General features: G+C 63.6%; 16 protein-coding genes, 1 tRNA gene and 1 other RNA gene. All 18 read left to right on the forward strand.

Translation table 11 applies throughout. The features are described 5' to 3' along the window. On the forward strand, positions 1-720 hold a 720-nt coding region (gene hisA / locus VD811_05580; protein HXV20448.1), incomplete at its 5' end, for a 1-(5-phosphoribosyl)-5-[(5-phosphoribosylamino)methylideneamino]imidazole-4-carboxamide isomerase. Beyond that, positions 714-1,481, forward strand: coding sequence for an imidazole glycerol phosphate synthase subunit HisF (gene hisF, locus VD811_05585; protein HXV20449.1), 768 nt, complete (start codon positions 714-716; stop codon positions 1,479-1,481). The genes hisA and hisF, both read left to right, overlap by 7 nt. A gap of 111 nt (positions 1,482-1,592) precedes the next feature. Continuing rightward, positions 1,593-2,285, forward strand: coding sequence for a bifunctional phosphoribosyl-AMP cyclohydrolase/phosphoribosyl-ATP diphosphatase HisIE (hisIE, locus tag VD811_05590; GenBank protein HXV20450.1), 693 nt, complete (start codon positions 1,593-1,595; stop codon positions 2,283-2,285). A gap of 117 nt (positions 2,286-2,402) precedes the next feature. Then, a complete protein-coding gene (locus VD811_05595) occupies positions 2,403-2,849 on the forward strand; it encodes a GatB/YqeY domain-containing protein (GenBank protein HXV20451.1) in 447 nt (148 codons plus the stop codon). Positions 2,850-2,885: 36 nt separating this feature from the next. Next, positions 2,886-3,410: a CvpA family protein gene (locus VD811_05600; protein HXV20452.1), complete on the forward strand. Its 525-nt coding sequence runs from the start codon at positions 2,886-2,888 to the stop codon at positions 3,408-3,410. Beyond that, positions 3,407-5,776: an endonuclease MutS2 gene (locus tag VD811_05605; protein HXV20453.1), complete on the forward strand. Its 2,370-nt coding sequence runs from the start codon at positions 3,407-3,409 to the stop codon at positions 5,774-5,776. The genes VD811_05600 and VD811_05605 overlap by 4 nt, the downstream gene beginning before the upstream one ends. Further along, positions 5,773-7,590, forward strand: a complete 1,818-nt coding sequence (gene dnaG, locus VD811_05610) for a DNA primase (protein ID HXV20454.1) — start codon at positions 5,773-5,775, stop codon at positions 7,588-7,590. The genes VD811_05605 and dnaG overlap by 4 nt, the downstream gene beginning before the upstream one ends. Before the next feature lie 20 nt (positions 7,591-7,610). Next, positions 7,611-9,416, forward strand: coding sequence for an RNA polymerase sigma factor RpoD (rpoD, locus tag VD811_05615; protein HXV20455.1), 1,806 nt, complete (start codon positions 7,611-7,613; stop codon positions 9,414-9,416). Positions 9,417-9,475: 59 nt separating this feature from the next. Then, positions 9,476-9,551 (forward strand) — tRNA-Ile (locus VD811_05620). A 106-nt stretch (positions 9,552-9,657) separates the two neighbouring features. Further along, the gene (locus tag VD811_05625; protein HXV20456.1) at positions 9,658-10,782 is read left to right on the forward strand and encodes a Nif3-like dinuclear metal center hexameric protein; all 1,125 of its coding nucleotides are present in this window, start codon (positions 9,658-9,660) and stop codon (positions 10,780-10,782) included. A 62-nt stretch (positions 10,783-10,844) separates the two neighbouring features. After that, a complete protein-coding gene (locus tag VD811_05630; protein ID HXV20457.1) occupies positions 10,845-11,552 on the forward strand; it encodes a C4-type zinc ribbon domain-containing protein in 708 nt (235 codons plus the stop codon). A gap of 46 nt (positions 11,553-11,598) precedes the next feature. Continuing rightward, positions 11,599-12,065, forward strand: an RNA gene (rnpB, locus tag VD811_05635) — RNase P RNA component class A. A gap of 73 nt (positions 12,066-12,138) precedes the next feature. Further along, entirely contained in the window at positions 12,139-12,681 is a 543-nt protein-coding gene (locus tag VD811_05640) for a hypothetical protein (GenBank protein HXV20458.1), read from the forward strand. Positions 12,682-12,744: 63 nt separating this feature from the next. Beyond that, positions 12,745-13,773 (forward strand): TIGR00730 family Rossman fold protein, encoded by a 1,029-nt coding sequence (locus VD811_05645; GenBank protein HXV20459.1) that lies wholly within the window; start codon positions 12,745-12,747, stop codon positions 13,771-13,773. A 93-nt stretch (positions 13,774-13,866) separates the two neighbouring features. Continuing rightward, a complete protein-coding gene (locus VD811_05650) occupies positions 13,867-14,448 on the forward strand; it encodes a Slp/YeaY family lipoprotein (protein HXV20460.1) in 582 nt (193 codons plus the stop codon). Between the two features lie 100 nt (positions 14,449-14,548). Then, a complete protein-coding gene (locus VD811_05655) occupies positions 14,549-14,995 on the forward strand; it encodes a hypothetical protein (GenBank protein HXV20461.1) in 447 nt (148 codons plus the stop codon). Positions 14,996-15,065: 70 nt separating this feature from the next. After that, a complete protein-coding gene (locus VD811_05660) occupies positions 15,066-15,446 on the forward strand; it encodes an acyl-CoA thioesterase (protein HXV20462.1) in 381 nt (126 codons plus the stop codon). 4 nt (positions 15,447-15,450) lie between these two features. Further along, positions 15,451-15,738 (forward strand): hypothetical protein (locus VD811_05665; protein HXV20463.1); only part of this gene is annotated, 288 nt, incomplete at its 3' end.

A 15,738-nucleotide genomic window follows, 5' to 3' on the forward strand; every position in this document is an offset into this window, starting at 1 on the left:
ATCGATCTGAAAGAAGGCCGCTGCGTCCGGCTGGAGCAGGGTCTCATGGAAAGAGATACCGTCTACTCGGACGACCCCGCCGCCCAGGCGCACATCTGGCAGGAGCAGGGCGGGGAGCTGTTGCACATCGTCGATCTCGACGGCGCCTTTGCCGGCGTCCCGCGCAACCGCGAGGCGATCGCCGCCATTGTCCGGGCCATCGACATTCCGACCGAACTGGGAGGCGGCATCCGCGACCTGGCCACCATCGAGGCCTATCTCGAACTGGGTGTCGGCCGGGTCATCCTGGGGACGGTGGCCAAGGAGAATCCGCAATTGGTGGCCGAGGCGTGCCGCCTCTTCCCCGGCAGAATCGTCGTCGGCATCGACGCCAGGGACGGGCTCGTCGCCGTCCGCGGCTGGGCCGACGTCACGGAGAAGAAGGCCAGCGACCTGGCGAAAGAGATGGAAGGCTTCGGCGTTTCGGCGATCATCTACACCGACATCGCCCGCGACGGCATGCTGCAGGGGCCTAACCTCGAGGCGACGCGGCTTCTCGCCGAGTCGATCTCGATCCCCGTCATCGCCTCCGGCGGCGTCTCCAGCCTCAGAGACATCGAGAATCTGATGGCCATCGAGGCTTCCGGCGTGGTCGGGGTGATCACCGGCAAGGCGATCTACACCGGCGCGCTCGACCTGCGGGAAGCGGTGGCGCTGACGAAAAAAGGGAAATCATGCTGACCAAGCGCATCATCCCCTGCCTTGACGTCAAGGACGGCCGCGTCGTCAAAGGTGTCCAGTTCGTAGGACTGCGCGACGCCGGCGACCCGGTGGAAGCAGCCGAGGCCTACGATGCCCAGGGGGCCGACGAACTGACCTTTCTCGATATCACCGCCTCGCACGAGAAGCGAGGGATCATCCTCGACGTTGTCGCCCGCACCGCCGAGCGGGTCTTCATGCCGCTCACCGTCGGCGGCGGCGTGCGGGAGATCGCCGATATCCGCAATCTGCTCAATGCCGGGGCGGACAAGGTATCGATCAACACCGCCGCGGTACACCGTCCCGAATTCGTGCGGGAGGCGGCCGAGCGCTTCGGTTCCCAGTGCATCGTGGTGGCGATCGACGCCCGCCGGGTGCCGGGCAGCGTCCCCCTAGCCTGGGAAGTGTATACCCACGGCGGCCGCAATCCGACCGGCATCGATGCCGTCGAGTGGGCGGCGCGGATGGAGACCTTCGGAGCCGGGGAGATCCTGCTGACCTCCATGGACAAGGACGGCACCAAGGACGGCTACGACATCGAGTTGACCCGAGCCATCAGCGATCGCGTCCGGATACCGGTCATCGCTTCGGGCGGCGTCGGCAACCTCGAGCATATCCACCAGGGTTTGACCGCCGGCGGGGCAAGCGCCGCTTTGGCTGCGAGCATCTTCCACTTCCGCGAGTACACCATACGTGAGTGCAAGGAGTATCTGCAGGAACGCGGGGTGGCAGTCAGACTTTAAACTTAAAGCGATCTCTCGCAGAGACGCAGAGATCGCAGAGAAAAACAAACTACTTGGGATTTTCTCTGTGTCCTCTGTGTCTCTAGTGAGCGGAGCGAACGGGTGAGAGATATGTCTTTAATCGATCAGCTCAAATTCGACCAGAACGGCCTGATCCCCGCCATCACCCGCGACGTGGCGAACGGGGATGTATTGATGATGGCCTTCATGAACGCCGAAGCGGTGGAAAAAACCCTGCAGACCGGTAAGGTCCACTACTATTCGCGCTCGCGGCGCCAGCTCTGGATGAAGGGGGAGAGCTCCGGGCATGTGCAGACGGTGCGCGAAATCCGCTTCGACTGTGACGCCGACTGCCTGCTGCTGAGCGTCGAACAGGCCGGAGCCGCCTGTCATACCGGCCATCGCTCCTGTTTCTACCGGGTTTGGGATGAGCAGGGCGTGCGCAGCGAGGGGGAAAGGGAGGTCGACCCGGCTGCCGTCTACGGCCGTACAGACGTGCTCGATGCCGTCTACCACGTCATCCAGGAGCGTCGCCAGAACCCCACGGAAAAATCCTACGTCGCTTCGCTGTTCGCCAAGGGGCTCGACAAGATCCTCGGCAAGATCGGCGAGGAGGCGACCGAAACGGCCGTGGCGGGCAAGGGGGGGGACCCGGAAGAGGTGGTCTATGAGGTGGCCGATCTGTTTTTTCACACCCTGGTCCTGCTCGGCTACTACGACCTGCCGCCGGAGCGGATCTATGCCGAATTACGCCGGCGCTTCGGCCTCTCCGGCATTGTCGAGAAGGAGAGCCGCGGCAAATAGGCGCTTGCGCTCTTATAGAAATCGTTATACTATGCTCAATTCGCAAATGAAGGGCACCGGTCGACCGGTTGCCCTGTTTGCGTTTCCCCTTTCCTGTTGCGCCGAGGGCGGTCACCGATGAATCTTAACGAGCAGTTGAACGAGGCGATGAAGGCGGCCATGAAGGCCAGGGATTCCCTGCGCCTGAACGCCATCCGCATGATCAGGACGGCGATCAAGAACCGCGAGATCGACGAGCGTCGCGAACTGGACGACCAGGAAGGGATTGGCGTCCTTTCCACCCTCGTGAAGCAGAGAAAGGAGTCGGCCCAGGTCTATCGGGAAGGCGGGCGCCCCGAGCTGGCTGAGAAGGAAGAACAGGAACTGGCGATTATCCAGGAGTTCCTGCCGACGCAGCTTGGCGAGGAGGAAATCCGCGCCATCATTGAGGCGGCGGTAAGTGAAACTGGAGCCGCTTCGATGAAGGACATGGGGCGGGTGATGAAGGTTGTCACCGGCAAAACGCTCGGCCGGGCCGATGGCCGCCTGGTCAGCGAACTGGTGAAGGCCCGGCTCTCTGCCTGAGGCGGCAAGCCGGTCAAGGCAGGACAGGGATTGAATATGAACGTGGTCGACGTCGCTATCCTGTTGATATTGGCGATTTTTCTCGTCAAGGGTGTGGTGCGCGGGCTGCTGAAGGAGCTCTGTTTGCTGGTCGGGCTGCTCGGCGGTGCAGTGCTGGCCTTCAGCTACCATGCGTCTCTGGCGGACCTGCTGGTGGAGAGCCTGCGATTTCCGCCCATAATTGCGGTGGCGACGGCGTTTCTTGCGCTCTTCCTGACTACGATCCTCTTCTTCACCGTTCTCGGGCACCTGTTGTCGAAATTCGTCAACCTGCTCTTTCTCGGTGGACTCAACCGCCTGGCGGGCGCTTTTTTCGGTCTGACCCAGGGGGTGGTGCTGCTGGCGGTGGTCCTTTTCGCCCTTTCTCTGCGCCCGCTGCCCGGATTTCTTCAGCCGATGTTCAAGCGTTCGGAACTGGCCCCGCCGTTTATCCACCTGGGGGAGGCGACTTACCGGGGAAGTTGCCGTGTGCTCCCTCTGTGCCGAACCGATGCGCCGCGTTCGGCCATGACGGCAAGATGATCGAAGAGACCCTGCGGGTTCTGGAATACGACAAGATCAGGCAGTTGCTGGCCGGTTTCACCGTCACCGCGCCGGGACGGGAGCGGGCGCTCGCCCTGCTGCCGCAACTGACGGCCGACGAGGTGGCGGCTTCGCTGACGGCCATTGGTGAAATGGTCGCGCTGACGGCAGAGCAGGGGAGTCCGCCGGTCGGCGGCTGTTGCGATCTGCGCGAGGCCTTGCGCCAGTTGCGGGCCGAGGGGAGCTGGCTGCCGCCGGACACCCTGCTGGGGGTTCTCGCCAGCATTGAGGCGGCAGACGCCTGCCGGCGCTATTTTCTCGGGCGCGAACAGGCTCCGCAGCTGACCGGACTGGCTGCCGGACTCGTTTCCTTGCGGGAGCTGGGGCGAAGCCTGCGGGCGAGCATCGGTCCGCGTGGCGAGATGCTCGACAGCGCCTCCTTCGAACTGGGGGAACTGCGGCACGGCATACAGCAACTGCGCGGCCGGATCAAGCGGGCTCTCGAAGAGTTACTGGCCTCGGAGGCCCTGGCCGGGGTCTTTCAGGAACGGATCATCACCGAGCGCAGCGGCCGTTACGTGGTGCCGGTGCGGACCGATCACCGCGGCCAGCTCAAGGGATTCGTCCACGACGAGTCGGCCAGCGGCCAGACCCTGTTTCTGGAGCCGTCCTCCGTCCTCGAGCGCAACAACGAACTGCAGACTCTGCAGCGGGAAGAGAAGCGCGAAGAAGAACGGATACTGCGGCGCCTCTCGGCAGCGGTTCGACAGCATACCGAAGCGTTGCGGGCCAATCAGGAAATTCTGACCCGCCTCGATTTCGTCGCGGCGGCCGCCCGGTTTTCCCTGGTTGTCGACGGGGTGGCGCCACGCCTGGCGGCGGAGCCGGTAGCCGAACTTAAGGCGGCGCGCCATCCGCTGCTGCTGTTCCATGCCGACGGGACCCCCCGGCAGGAAGGGGCGATGCCGGTCGACCTGTTGCTCGGGGCAGGGACCGATACGCTGGTGGTGAGCGGCCCCAACACCGGGGGCAAGACCGTTGCCCTGAAGACGGCGGGGCTGCTGGTGCTGATGGTCCGCTCGGGGCTGCACATTCCCTGCCACCCCGACAGCCGGGTCCACCTGTTCGGGAAGATCTTTGCCGACATCGGCGACGAGCAGAGCATCGAGGCGAACCTGTCGACGTTTTCCGGCCACCTGGTCCGCATCCGTCGCATTCTGGAGGCGGCGGACGGCGAGTCCCTGGTGCTGCTCGACGAGATCGGCACCGGCACTGACCCGGCCGAGGGCGGGGCGCTGGCGCTCGCCGTGCTCGACTCATTGCGCAGTCGCGGCGCACGGACGATTGTCACCACCCATCTGAACCTGGTCAAAAGCTACGCCCATCTGCGGAGCGGCGTGGAGAATGCGGCCGTGGAGTTCGACGCCCAGACCCTGGCCCCGACTTACCGGCTGCACTACGGGATTCCAGGAGCGAGCAGTGCCTTCACCATTGCGCAGCGCCTCGGCCTGCCGGAGGAGGTGCTGGCGGGGGCCGGCCGCTACCTCGGCGAGGGGGAGCGGGAAGGGCTGGAACTGCTCGAAGAGCTCAACCGGCTGCGCCGGCAACTCGAGCAGGAGTTGCGCGATGCCGAAACTCTCAGGCGGCGCGCCAACGAGGAACGGGAAAAGCGCAAACGCCTGCTCGGCGAACTCGAGGAGCAGCAGCGGGGAATCCTGGAAAAGGCAACCCGGCGCGGCGAGCAGCTGGTGCGCGATGCCGAGCGCCAGGTCAAGAACCTGCTGCGCCAGGCCCGTGAGGTCGCCAGTTCGCCTGCCGAAGAGGCGCGGATCGCCGGGGCGATGCGGGGCGTGCGCGAGGAGATCGCCGCCGCCCGGCCGCAGCCGCATCGGGTAGGGGTGGCACCTCAGGAGGTGGCGACCGGGGAGCTTCTGCGGGTGACCGCCCTCGGCGCGGAAGCGACGGTGGTCCGCCGCCTCGGCGACGAGGTGGAACTCGATCTGCGCGGAAAGAAATTGCGCCTCCCGCTCGCCGCACTGGAGCAGTTTTCACCCCGACGCTTCGCCCACCGGCGTACCGGTCGCAGCGTCATCACCGGCCGGGTCGAGCGGGATCGTTTCGCGCCGCGGCTGCTGCTGGTCGGCAAGCGTGTCGATGAGGTGCTACTGCTGCTCGACCGCTTTCTCGACGATGCGCTGCTGCATGGCCTGCGCGAAGTGGAAGTGGTGCATGGCGCCGGCGAGGGGATCCTGCGCCGGACGGTGCGCGATTTCCTGGCCGGACACCGGGAGGTCGTCGCCTTTCATGCCGGCGATGTCGCCCGGGGGGGCGACAACGTCACGGTGGTCGAACTGAGAGGGTCATGACGGGGCGGATAGCGGAAGAGAAAATTCAGGAGATCCGCGAGCGGTCCGACATCGTCCAGGTCGTCTCCTCCTATCTGCCGCTGAAACGGTCGGGGGCCAACCACCAGGGCCTTTGCCCCTTTCACAGCGAGAAGAGCCCCTCCTTCAACGTCAACAGCACGCGGCAGATCTTTCACTGCTTCGGCTGCGGCGTCGGCGGCAATGTCTTCTCCTTCCTGATGCGCATGGAAGGGCTTTCCTTTCCGGAGGCGGTGCGCCGCCTCGGCGAACGGGCCGGAGTCGAGGTCGAGGAAGAGGCCCCCACCCCGGCGGAAGAGCGACGGCGGGAGGAGGCGGAGCGCCTCGTTCGCATCAACGAGGTGGCCTGCGACTTCTACCACCAGTTGCTGCTGGAGGGTGGGGAAGGGGCTCCCGGCCGTCGTTATCTGAAGGAGCGGGGCTACGGCGGCGAGACCGCCCGCGAGTTTCGCCTCGGCTACGCTCCGGAGCGCTGGGAGGCTCTGGCCGGGCATCTGGCCGGCAAGGGTTTCGACCCCAGGTGGGCGCGGGATATCCTCGGGCTCACCCGCGCCGGCAAGGATGGCCGTAGCGATTTCGATCTCTTCCGCCGCCGGCTGATCTTTCCGATCTTCGATCTGCGCGGGCAGGTGGTGGCCTTCGGCGGCCGGGTGCTGGACGACTCGCTCCCCAAGTACCTCAATTCACCCGAATCCCCCCTCTACCACAAGGGGCGCATCCTCTACGGCCTGTACCAGGCGAAGGAAGGGATGCGGCAGAGCGGCGAGGGGATCGTGGTGGAGGGATATTTCGACCAGCTCGCCCTGCACCGGGCGGGCTTTGGCAATGTGGCGGCCACCTGCGGCACCGCCCTGACCGAAGAGCACGCCCGCCTGCTCAAGCGCTACGTCAAGCGGGTGCTGCTGCTTTTCGACCAGGACAGCGCCGGGCGCAAAGCGACCTTCCGGGCGATGGACGTGCTGCTGGCCGAGGGACTCCCCGCCGCCGTGGTGGAGCTGGATGCCGGCGAGGACCCCGACTCCTTCCTGCGCAAGCAAGGTGTCGAATCCTTCCGCGAACGGCTGGCGGCGGCGCGGCCCGTGCTCGAGGTCTTCATGGATGCGACCCTGGCCGCCCACGGCGAGGGGATCGAGGGGCGGGCGCGGGCCGTCGAGGAGATTGCCGCCAAGCTGCGCCTGCTGCCAAGCGATATCGAGCGCAGCCTCTACGTCAAGGCTCTGGCCCAAAGGACCGGCCTTGCCGAAGACCTCCTCGGGCCAAAGGTGCGGCCGGGCGATCGGCCAGTCGCAAAAGCAGCCGGGAGCCAGTCGGTTCCCGCCGCTTCGCAGGAGCGGACCGTCCGAGCGCCGGTGGAAAACCGCCGGCCCCGTGATCCGGGGGCAGCCAGCCGGGCGCAGGACCTGCTGCTGCAGATGCTGGTGACCGAAACCCGCATCCGCCAGCAGGCGACCGAAGTCGGCGCCGGCGCCCTCTTTCTCGACGAGGATCGGCGCATCGTCGCCGAAAGGATACTGGGATTTGCCGGTGGCGACGGACTGGAGAGCGTACTTGATGATTCGTCGCTGAGCGAGAACCAAAAGGCGATTCTTTCGGGTATTCTTATTAGAGATGAGCAGCTCGTTGCCGAAGATCCCGAGCGGATATTTCAGGATTGCCGTCAGGCAGCCAGCCGTGAACAGCAGAAAATCCGCAGTCGGGAGTTGCAGCAGCTGATCCGGCAGGCCGAGGCGGCGGGGGAGTGGGAACGGCATTCCCGGTATCTGCGTGAATTGACCGAGCTTAAAAAACGATCGTAAGGATTTTCAAGATAAGGCAAATAGTCGCGGCCCTCCGCCAGTCGACGGGGCTCGAGAGGAGAAGGCAAGGAATGTCAAAGAAGAGCGGGCTGGAAGAAGTGCAGCAGTTGATCGATATGGGCAAGGAAAAGGGGTACCTCACCTTCGACGAGGTGAACGACCTCCTGCCGCCTGATATGGTTTCCTCTGACCAACTGGATGACGTCATGAGCATGTTCGGCGAGATGGATATTGAAGTGGTCGACTCCGAGCAGAAGATCGCCCTGCGCAAGGACCGAGCCCTCGACGAGGAACTCGAAGAGGGGGAGGAGGAGGAAGAGGAGTTCGAGGCGGGAACCCTCGGCCGCACCAGCGATCCGGTGCGCATGTACCTGCGCGAAATGGGCCAGGTCTCCCTGCTGACCCGGGAGGGCGAGGTGGAGATCGCCAAGCGCATCGAGGAAGGGGATGCCCTGGTGACCAGCGTCATCATGAAGACCCCTATCGCCTTCAAGGAGATCATCTCGCTCGGCGAGAAACTCGCCAAGGGGCAGATCAGCGTCGCCGAGGTGACCAAGGAGTACGAAGAGGAGGAGGGGAGCGAAGAGGAAGAGAAGCAGCGTGTCCGCATTCTCGACCTGGTCGGCCAGATTCGCGAGCTGGACGGGCGGTTTATGGAACTGCGCGAAAAGCTGGCCGGCGAGGTCGCCAGGGAGGAGAAGAAGGCCTTCGAAAAAGAGTGCAAGGGGCTCAAGGGGGAAATCGCCGAGCTGATGCGCAAGATCCGGCTCAAGGATTTCCAGGTCGCCAAGATCGTCGACCGGCTCAAGGAACTCGCCGAGCAGGTCAAGAAGGGGATGGCCGAAGTGGGTGCCTGCGAGACGGAACTCAAGGTGCCGCACAAAGAAATCAAGCGGCAACTGCGGCGCATGCGCAAAAGCGATGAGGAGGCTTTGAAGGTTTCTGCCGAACTGGCGGTGCCGATCGATACCCTGCTGGCGGTGGAAAAGCGCCTGAAGAGCGCCCAGCGCAAGTTCAAGCGGGTCGAGGAGGAATCCGGCTTCGCTCCCGAAGAGCTGCTCGCCTCGCTCAAGGAAGTCCACAAGGGGGAGTGGCGATCCAAGCAGGCCAAGAGCGAACTGGTCGAGGCCAACCTGCGCCTGGTGGTCTCCATCGCCAAGAAATATACCAACCGCGGACTGCAGTTCCTCGACCTGATCCAGGAGGGGAACATCGGTTTGATGAAGGCGGTCGACAAGTTCGAATACCAGCGCGGCTACAAGTTCTCCACCTACGCCACCTGGTGGATCCGCCAGGCAATCACCCGGGCGATCGCCGACCAGGCCCGTACCATCCGCATCCCGGTGCACATGATCGAGACGATCAACAAGCTCATCCGCACCAGCCGGCAACTGGTGCAGGAGATGGGCCGGGAGCCGACGCCGGAAGAGATCGCCGAGCGGATGGAACTGCCGCTGGAGAAGGTGCGGCGGGTGCTCAAGATCGCCAAGGAGCCGATCTCCCTCGAAACTCCGATCGGCGAGGAGGAGGATTCCTCGCTGGGTGATTTCATCGAGGACAAGGGTGTGGTGTCGCCGCTCGAGGCGGTGATCAAGGGGAACCTCTCCGACCAGACCGCCAAGGTACTTTCGACCCTCACCCCGCGCGAGGAAAAGGTCCTGCGCATGCGTTTCGGCATCGGCGAGAAGAGCGACCATACCCTCGAAGAGGTCGGCCAGGATTTCGCCGTCACCCGCGAGCGCATCCGCCAGATTGAAGCCAAGGCGTTGCGCAAGCTGCGCCATCCGAGCCGGGCCAAGCGCCTGAAGAGCTTTGTCGAAACCTGAGAGGTCAGCAAAATGCCTTGACAGCTGGGGCCGGAAAACCTAAACTATCGCTTTGTCCCGGGCCTATAGCTCAGCTGGTAGAGCCACCGGCTCATAACCGGTCGGTCCCAGGTTCGAATCCTGGTGGGCCCACCACTTTGGAACGAGATGAGTCGAACACTCATACACACATACATCAGTTCATAGCCCAGGGAGTGCAACGTCGCCACAGTTGCACTCTTTTTTTTCGACCCGCCGGAACATGAAAAAAGAACGTATCGCGCGCATACAGGACCTGGTCGGTCTGGTCCACTCGCTTTACCCCCCCGCTCTGGCCGAGGAATGGGACAATGTCGGACTGCAGGTGGGAGAGGCTGCTGCCGAACTTAAGAGCGTGCTGATCTGTCTCGATCCGAACGAAAAGGCTCTGGATGCGGCCGTGGCTGCGGATGCCCAGGCCATCGTCGCCCATCACCCCCTGTTGTTCCGCCCTCTGCGCAACCTGGTTCCGGCTGATGAAACGAGCCGCGTGCTTTTCCGTGCCGTGCGCGAGGGCATCGCCATTCTCTGCGTGCACACCAATCTCGACCGGGGCCGAAACGGCCTCAACGACTGGCTGGCGGCAAGGCTTGGCGTGGCTGCGGCCAAACCGCTGGCGGCGGGCGGCGAACTGCTCAAGCTGGTCGTCTTCGTCCCCGCCGGCTACGAAAGTCAGGTGGCCGATGCCCTGTTCGCCGGCGGCGCCGGTGAGGTGGGCAGGTATGATCGCTGCTCCTTTCGCAGCTCCGGGACCGGTACCTTCCGTCCCGGTCCCGACACCACCCCGTTTATAGGCCGGGCCGGAGAAACAGAGGCGGTGCGGGAACTGCGTCTGGAGACGGTACTCCCCCGTGAGGCGGCAGGCCGTGCCGTCGAGCGGATGCTCAAGGCGCATCCTTACGAAGAGGTTGCCTACGATCTCATCCCATTGGCCAACCGCCGCAGCGACGTCGGCCTGGGCCGGATTGGCCGCCTGGAGCAGGCGCTCCCTCTTGGCGAGTTCGCCCTGCAGGTCAAAACGGCCCTTGGCGCGAATTCCCTGCGTCTCGTCGGGGACACCGGGCGCCGGGTGGCCAAGGTCGCCCTCTGCGGCGGCAGTGGTTCTTCCCTGCTGGCCGAGGCGGTCCGCCAGGGGGCCGACGTTCTGGTTACCGGCGACGTGAAGTATCATGAGGCCAAAAACGCCGAGAGTCAGGGAATCGCCCTGATTGACGGCGGGCACTTCGCCACCGAGCATCTGATGGTTGCAGGACTTTCCGCGGTGTTGCGCCAGGAAGCGGAAAAGAAGGGGCTCAATGTTGTTTTCCACGAAATGAAGGGGGAATCTGATCCGTTCCGGACCATCTGATTCCCCCTTCGACTTTGGTCGATAAACATAACGAACACCGCAGGACGGATTGGGAGGAAAACGTGCAAGAACAGATGGAACTGCTCAGGGAATTGCAGGGGCTCGATCAGGAACTGCTTCGGGTGCGCCAGAACCGGCAGAAGCTGGAAGCCGAGCTGGCTGCTCTCGGCGTCGACCAGGAGCGGGTCCAGACCATGGTGGACACTCTGGCAGCCGACCTGGACCGGTTGCAGGCCGAGAGGCGGGAACTGGTCCAGGCCCTGGCCCAGGAGCAGGAGAATGTGAAGAAGGCTGAAGGGCGCCTGCCGACCATCAAGACCCAGAAGGAATACGTGGCGGTGCTCAAGGAGATCGATACCGCCAAGAAAATGAACAAGGATATCCACGACCGGATTCAGGGCAAGGATGGCGAGATTGCCGCCATGGGCCGGGAGATGGAAGAGAAACAGGCGGAGCTGGCAGCCATCAGCGGGAAGGTGTCAACCCGGCGGACCGAAATCGAAGCCAATCTCGCCGTCTTCGACGAGAATCTGGGAGAGAAGTCGACACACCGCGATTCACTTCTCAAGCAGGTTCCGCTGCCGGTGCAGAAGCGCTACCAGATGCTGCTGGAGCGGCGGGCCGGCGTCGCCGTGGTCGAAGCGCGCAAGGGGACCTGCCTCGGCTGCAACATGCACCTGCCGCCGCAGCTCTTCAACAGCCTGTTCACCTCCCGCGAAATTCAGAACTGCCCGCATTGCAACCGGATGCTGTTCGTCCTGCCGGAGTGATCGGGACTTGGCCGGTGATGCCGGCAGCAGTAGAATGAAAGTGGTCGGAGAAGGCCAGATGATCGCCGCCCGCCGAAGCCTCTGGCGAAGGTGGGGGGAGGAAAGTCCGGGCTCCGCAGGGCAGGATGGTCCCTAACGGGGACCGGGGGTGACCCCAGGGAAAGTGCCACAGAGAGGAGACCGCCCTCCTTCGCTGCCGCTACGCGGCAGCTTCGGCGGGCAGGCCCTCCCACTTAGGTGGGGCAAGGGGCTTGTCCACCGTAGCCTTGGTGAAGGTGGGTAAGGGTGAAAGGGTGAGGTAAGAGCTCACCAGTTCCGGCGGTGACGTCGGAAGCTCGGCAAACCCCATCCGGAGCAAGACCGAATAGAGGAGCGTTTGAGGGCGGCCCGTCCGAAGCTCCCGGGTTAGGTTGCTTGAGGCCGTCGGCAACGGCGGCCCTAGAGGAATGATCATCGCCCGCCGTCGGGTAACCGGCGGCGGGAACAGAACCCGGCTTACGGGCTTCTCCGGCCACTTTTCTCGAAGCAGACGGCACAACCCGAGGGCTGTGCCGTCTGCCTTTGTGGGTCACAAGTGACAGAAAAAATGCTGACTGAAACCCGTCTGTGGCGGCAGCTCATAACTCGCCTGGGAGAGGAGCTGTCCCGGCTGGAGCCGGCCGAAACAGCCTGGTTGAAGGCCAACCTGACGCGGGTGGCCGAATGCCAGCGGCAGCTGCACGCCTTTTTTCTGCAGGCCGGCGGCGCACAACTGTGCCGCAACTGCGCCGGAGGCTGCTGCGGTTGCGGCAAGAATCACCTGACGCTGGTCAACCTGCTCGGCTATCTGGTCGTCGGCGAAGCGGTCCCCGAACCCGACTTTTCGCGGACCTGCCCGTTTCTCGGCGACGCCGGCTGCCGGCACGACATTGGCCGGCGTCCCTTCAATTGTGTGACCTTTCTCTGCGAGGAGGTCGAAGAGCGCCTGGATCCGCCGAGCCGGGAGTCTTTCTATCACCACGAGCGCCAATTGCGCCATCACTACGCAGAGTTCGACCGGCGCTACGCCGGCTCCAGTCTGCGCGGCATCTTCATCCGGGCCGAGAGTCTTGCCGGACGCCCCTTCCTGGAAGCACCCGAAACGGTATAATGAAACAAGGCCTCCGGGCGAACGGCGATTCGGCCTGTCGTCCCGACAAGGAGAAGAGATTGCATGGAAGTTCACTTCAGCCGTACCAATGGCGAACTCGACGAACTGATTGACGACATCATCCGCACGGCCGGGGTGCATCATGCCGGGATCGTGCGCGAAATGCTCATCAGTGCCCTCAAGGCCGGCCAGGAGACCGACTACCTGGCCGATCTCAAGCTGATGCGCACGACCATGAAGGAGATGCGCTACACCAACAAGATCTTCAGTCCCTACCGGGACCGCAAAAAGGTGACCATCTTCGGCTCGGCCCGCACCGAGCCCGATGAGCCGATCTACCAGAAGGCCGTCACCTTCTCCCGGCTGCTGGCCGAGCGCGGCTTCATGATTATTACCGGTGGCGGTGGCGGTATCATGCAGGCCGGCAACGAAGGGGCCGGGGCTGACAATTCCTTCGCCGTCAACATCCGGCTGCCCTTTGAGCAGGAGACCAACCCGGTGATGATGGAGAGCAAAAACGTCATCACCTACAAGTATTTCTTCAACCGCAAGGTCGCCTTCCTCAAGGAGGCGCAGGCCGTGGCGCTCTTCCCCGGCGGTTTCGGCACTCTGGACGAGGCGATGGAGACTCTGACCCTGGTGCAGACCGGCAAGAACCCGCCGATCCCTCTGGTTCTCATCGATGACGATGACGGCGACTACTGGGAGAACTGGTTCAACTTCCTCAAAAAGACGCTGCTCAAGCGGGGACTCATCTCCGGTGAGGATTTCAGCCTCTTCACCATCACCCGCGACCCGGTCGAGGCGGTGGAAAACATCGTCAACTTTTACCGCATCTACCATTCCCAGCGCTTTGTCGGCAACACCCTGGTGATCCGCCTCAACCAGACGCTGACGCCGGAACAGGTGGAAACCCTGGAGAGCGAGTTTGGCGAAATCATCGAACCGGGAAGCAATCTCAGGCTTTCCGGACCGTTACCCGAGGAGCAGGACCAGCCCGACCTGCTGCACCTGCCCCGACTCTCCTTCGAGTTCAACCGGCGCAGCTTCGGCCTGCTCAAGGCCTTCATCCGCCGGATCAACTCCTTCTAGTCGCGCTTCTAGCCGCGGCGGCGGACGCTGGTTTGACGAGCCGCCACCCGGGGGGATAGACTGAAGGTAGAGGCTGGTGACAAGGAGGTGGCCATGAAATGCACCCTGCTTTTCGCTGTTGCGCCGTTACTCCTGTTGCTCGGCGGCTGTTCCCATGTTCTCTCCCGGGATGCCCTGCTCACTGTCGACCCGGCGGTCGATTTCGCCCAGGTCAAGGCGAATCCGGATGCCTACAAGGGGAAGACCCTCCTGCTGGGCGGCCTGATCATCGAAACCCGGCTGAGCCGGGAAGGAGCGACGCTGGAGGTGCTGAGTTATACCCTCGACAGCTGGGGCGAACCGCTGGCAGTTGACGAGGCGGGTGGACGCTTTCTTGCGCGGACCGGCCGTTTTCTCGATCCCGAACTCTACAAGCCGGGCCTTTTCGTCACCCTGACCGGGACCGTCGAGGGAGTGGAAACCCGTCCCCTGCATGCCTACGATTACGTCTATCCCGTCTTCCGTATTGCCGAGGCGTACCTGTGGAACCAGCGCACCTCGGCTTACCACTACGGTTATTACGATCCCTTCTACCCCTGGGGGCCGTATCCCTACTACTATTATCGCGATCCCTTCTGGTATGACCCCTTCTGGCCCTATCCCCATCGGCCATGGCCGTGGCGGCGGATCAGGTAAAAAATCGGTGCCTCTCCCCTTGCAAGGCAGGAAAATTCAGCTATATGTGAAGCTCCCGGCATAAGCTGAGCCCAGGAAAAATCGTCAAGGGAGAAAAGCGATGGTTCAGGTCCAGGCACTGGTCGACTACGAAAAGTTCCGCTGCGCCAATGTCGCCATCTTCATCGATGCGACCGCGGCCGAGCGGGCACGGGAGCTTTTGGCAGTGCATGGCGAGGCCATTACCCGACTGGCCGGTCATTTCGCCGCCCGGGTCCTGCTGGTCGAGGAACAGCGGCTGCGGCCGGAGCGCATCATCGAGAACGACCTCGCCGATGCCTGGATCCTGCTTCACTCCGCCGGCCGCAATCGCGCCACGGCTACCAAGAAGAACCCGCAGCGCATCAATGTCGATACCAGGGGCGGCTGGGAAGAGCAGGCCTTCAGGGAGATCCTCCGGCAGATTCAGGAGACGACACGGATCCTGGAGGATGTGACCAGTTACTACAGCCGTTATTATCTGCCGGAAAAAGCTGCTGGCGCAACGCTGGGACGAAGCGCCAACTGACCCGCCGCGCATCTGCGCCAGAGCTGTCCGCTGCCGTTTCCCTGGATGGTTGCCTGAAAAGGAAGGATGGATGGATACTTTCGCCTTGGTGCGCCCGGAACATCTGAATCATCACGGTTTTCTGTTCGGCGGGGCGATGCTCAAGTGGGTCGACGAATTCGCCTGGCTGGTCGCCTCGCGGGAGTTTCCCGGCTGCACCTTCGTCACCGTCGGCATGGACGAGATCGTCTTCCGTTATCCGGTGCTGAACGGCTCCATCCTGCGTTTCCACATCCTCTCTCTGCACCAGGGCCGCACGTCGGTTCGCTATGGGGTCGAGGTTTTTGCCGATGCACCGGGGGCCACCGAGGAGAAGATGGTTTTCACCACCCGGGTGACCTTCGTCCGGGTCGATGCCGAAGGTCGCAAGGCGCCGCTGCCGCCGGGAGAGCGGCAGAACGTCACCTGTTGACTTCATGGACCGCCGTCGCCTCCTCCGGTCACTCGGCCTGCTCACGCTGGGGCTTGCCTTTGCCGTCGCCCTGCTCCCTCCGATCCCCCAATATCTCTCCTACCATCGTTTCGCCGACGGCCGCCCCCTGTTCGGCATCCCCAACTTCCTGAACGTCGTCTCCAACCTGCCCCTGTTCGTGGTCGGCCTGCTCGGCCTGCTCCACCTGTGGCTGCACCGGCGTGAGCTCTTCGCCGACCGGCGGGAAAGCCGGGCCTTCGCGGTCTTTTTCCTCGGGATCGCCCTGACCGGC

The sequence above is a fragment of the Desulfuromonadales bacterium genome (genome assembly GCA_035620395.1).
GTDB lineage: Bacteria > Desulfobacterota > Desulfuromonadia > Desulfuromonadales > DASPGW01 > DASPGW01.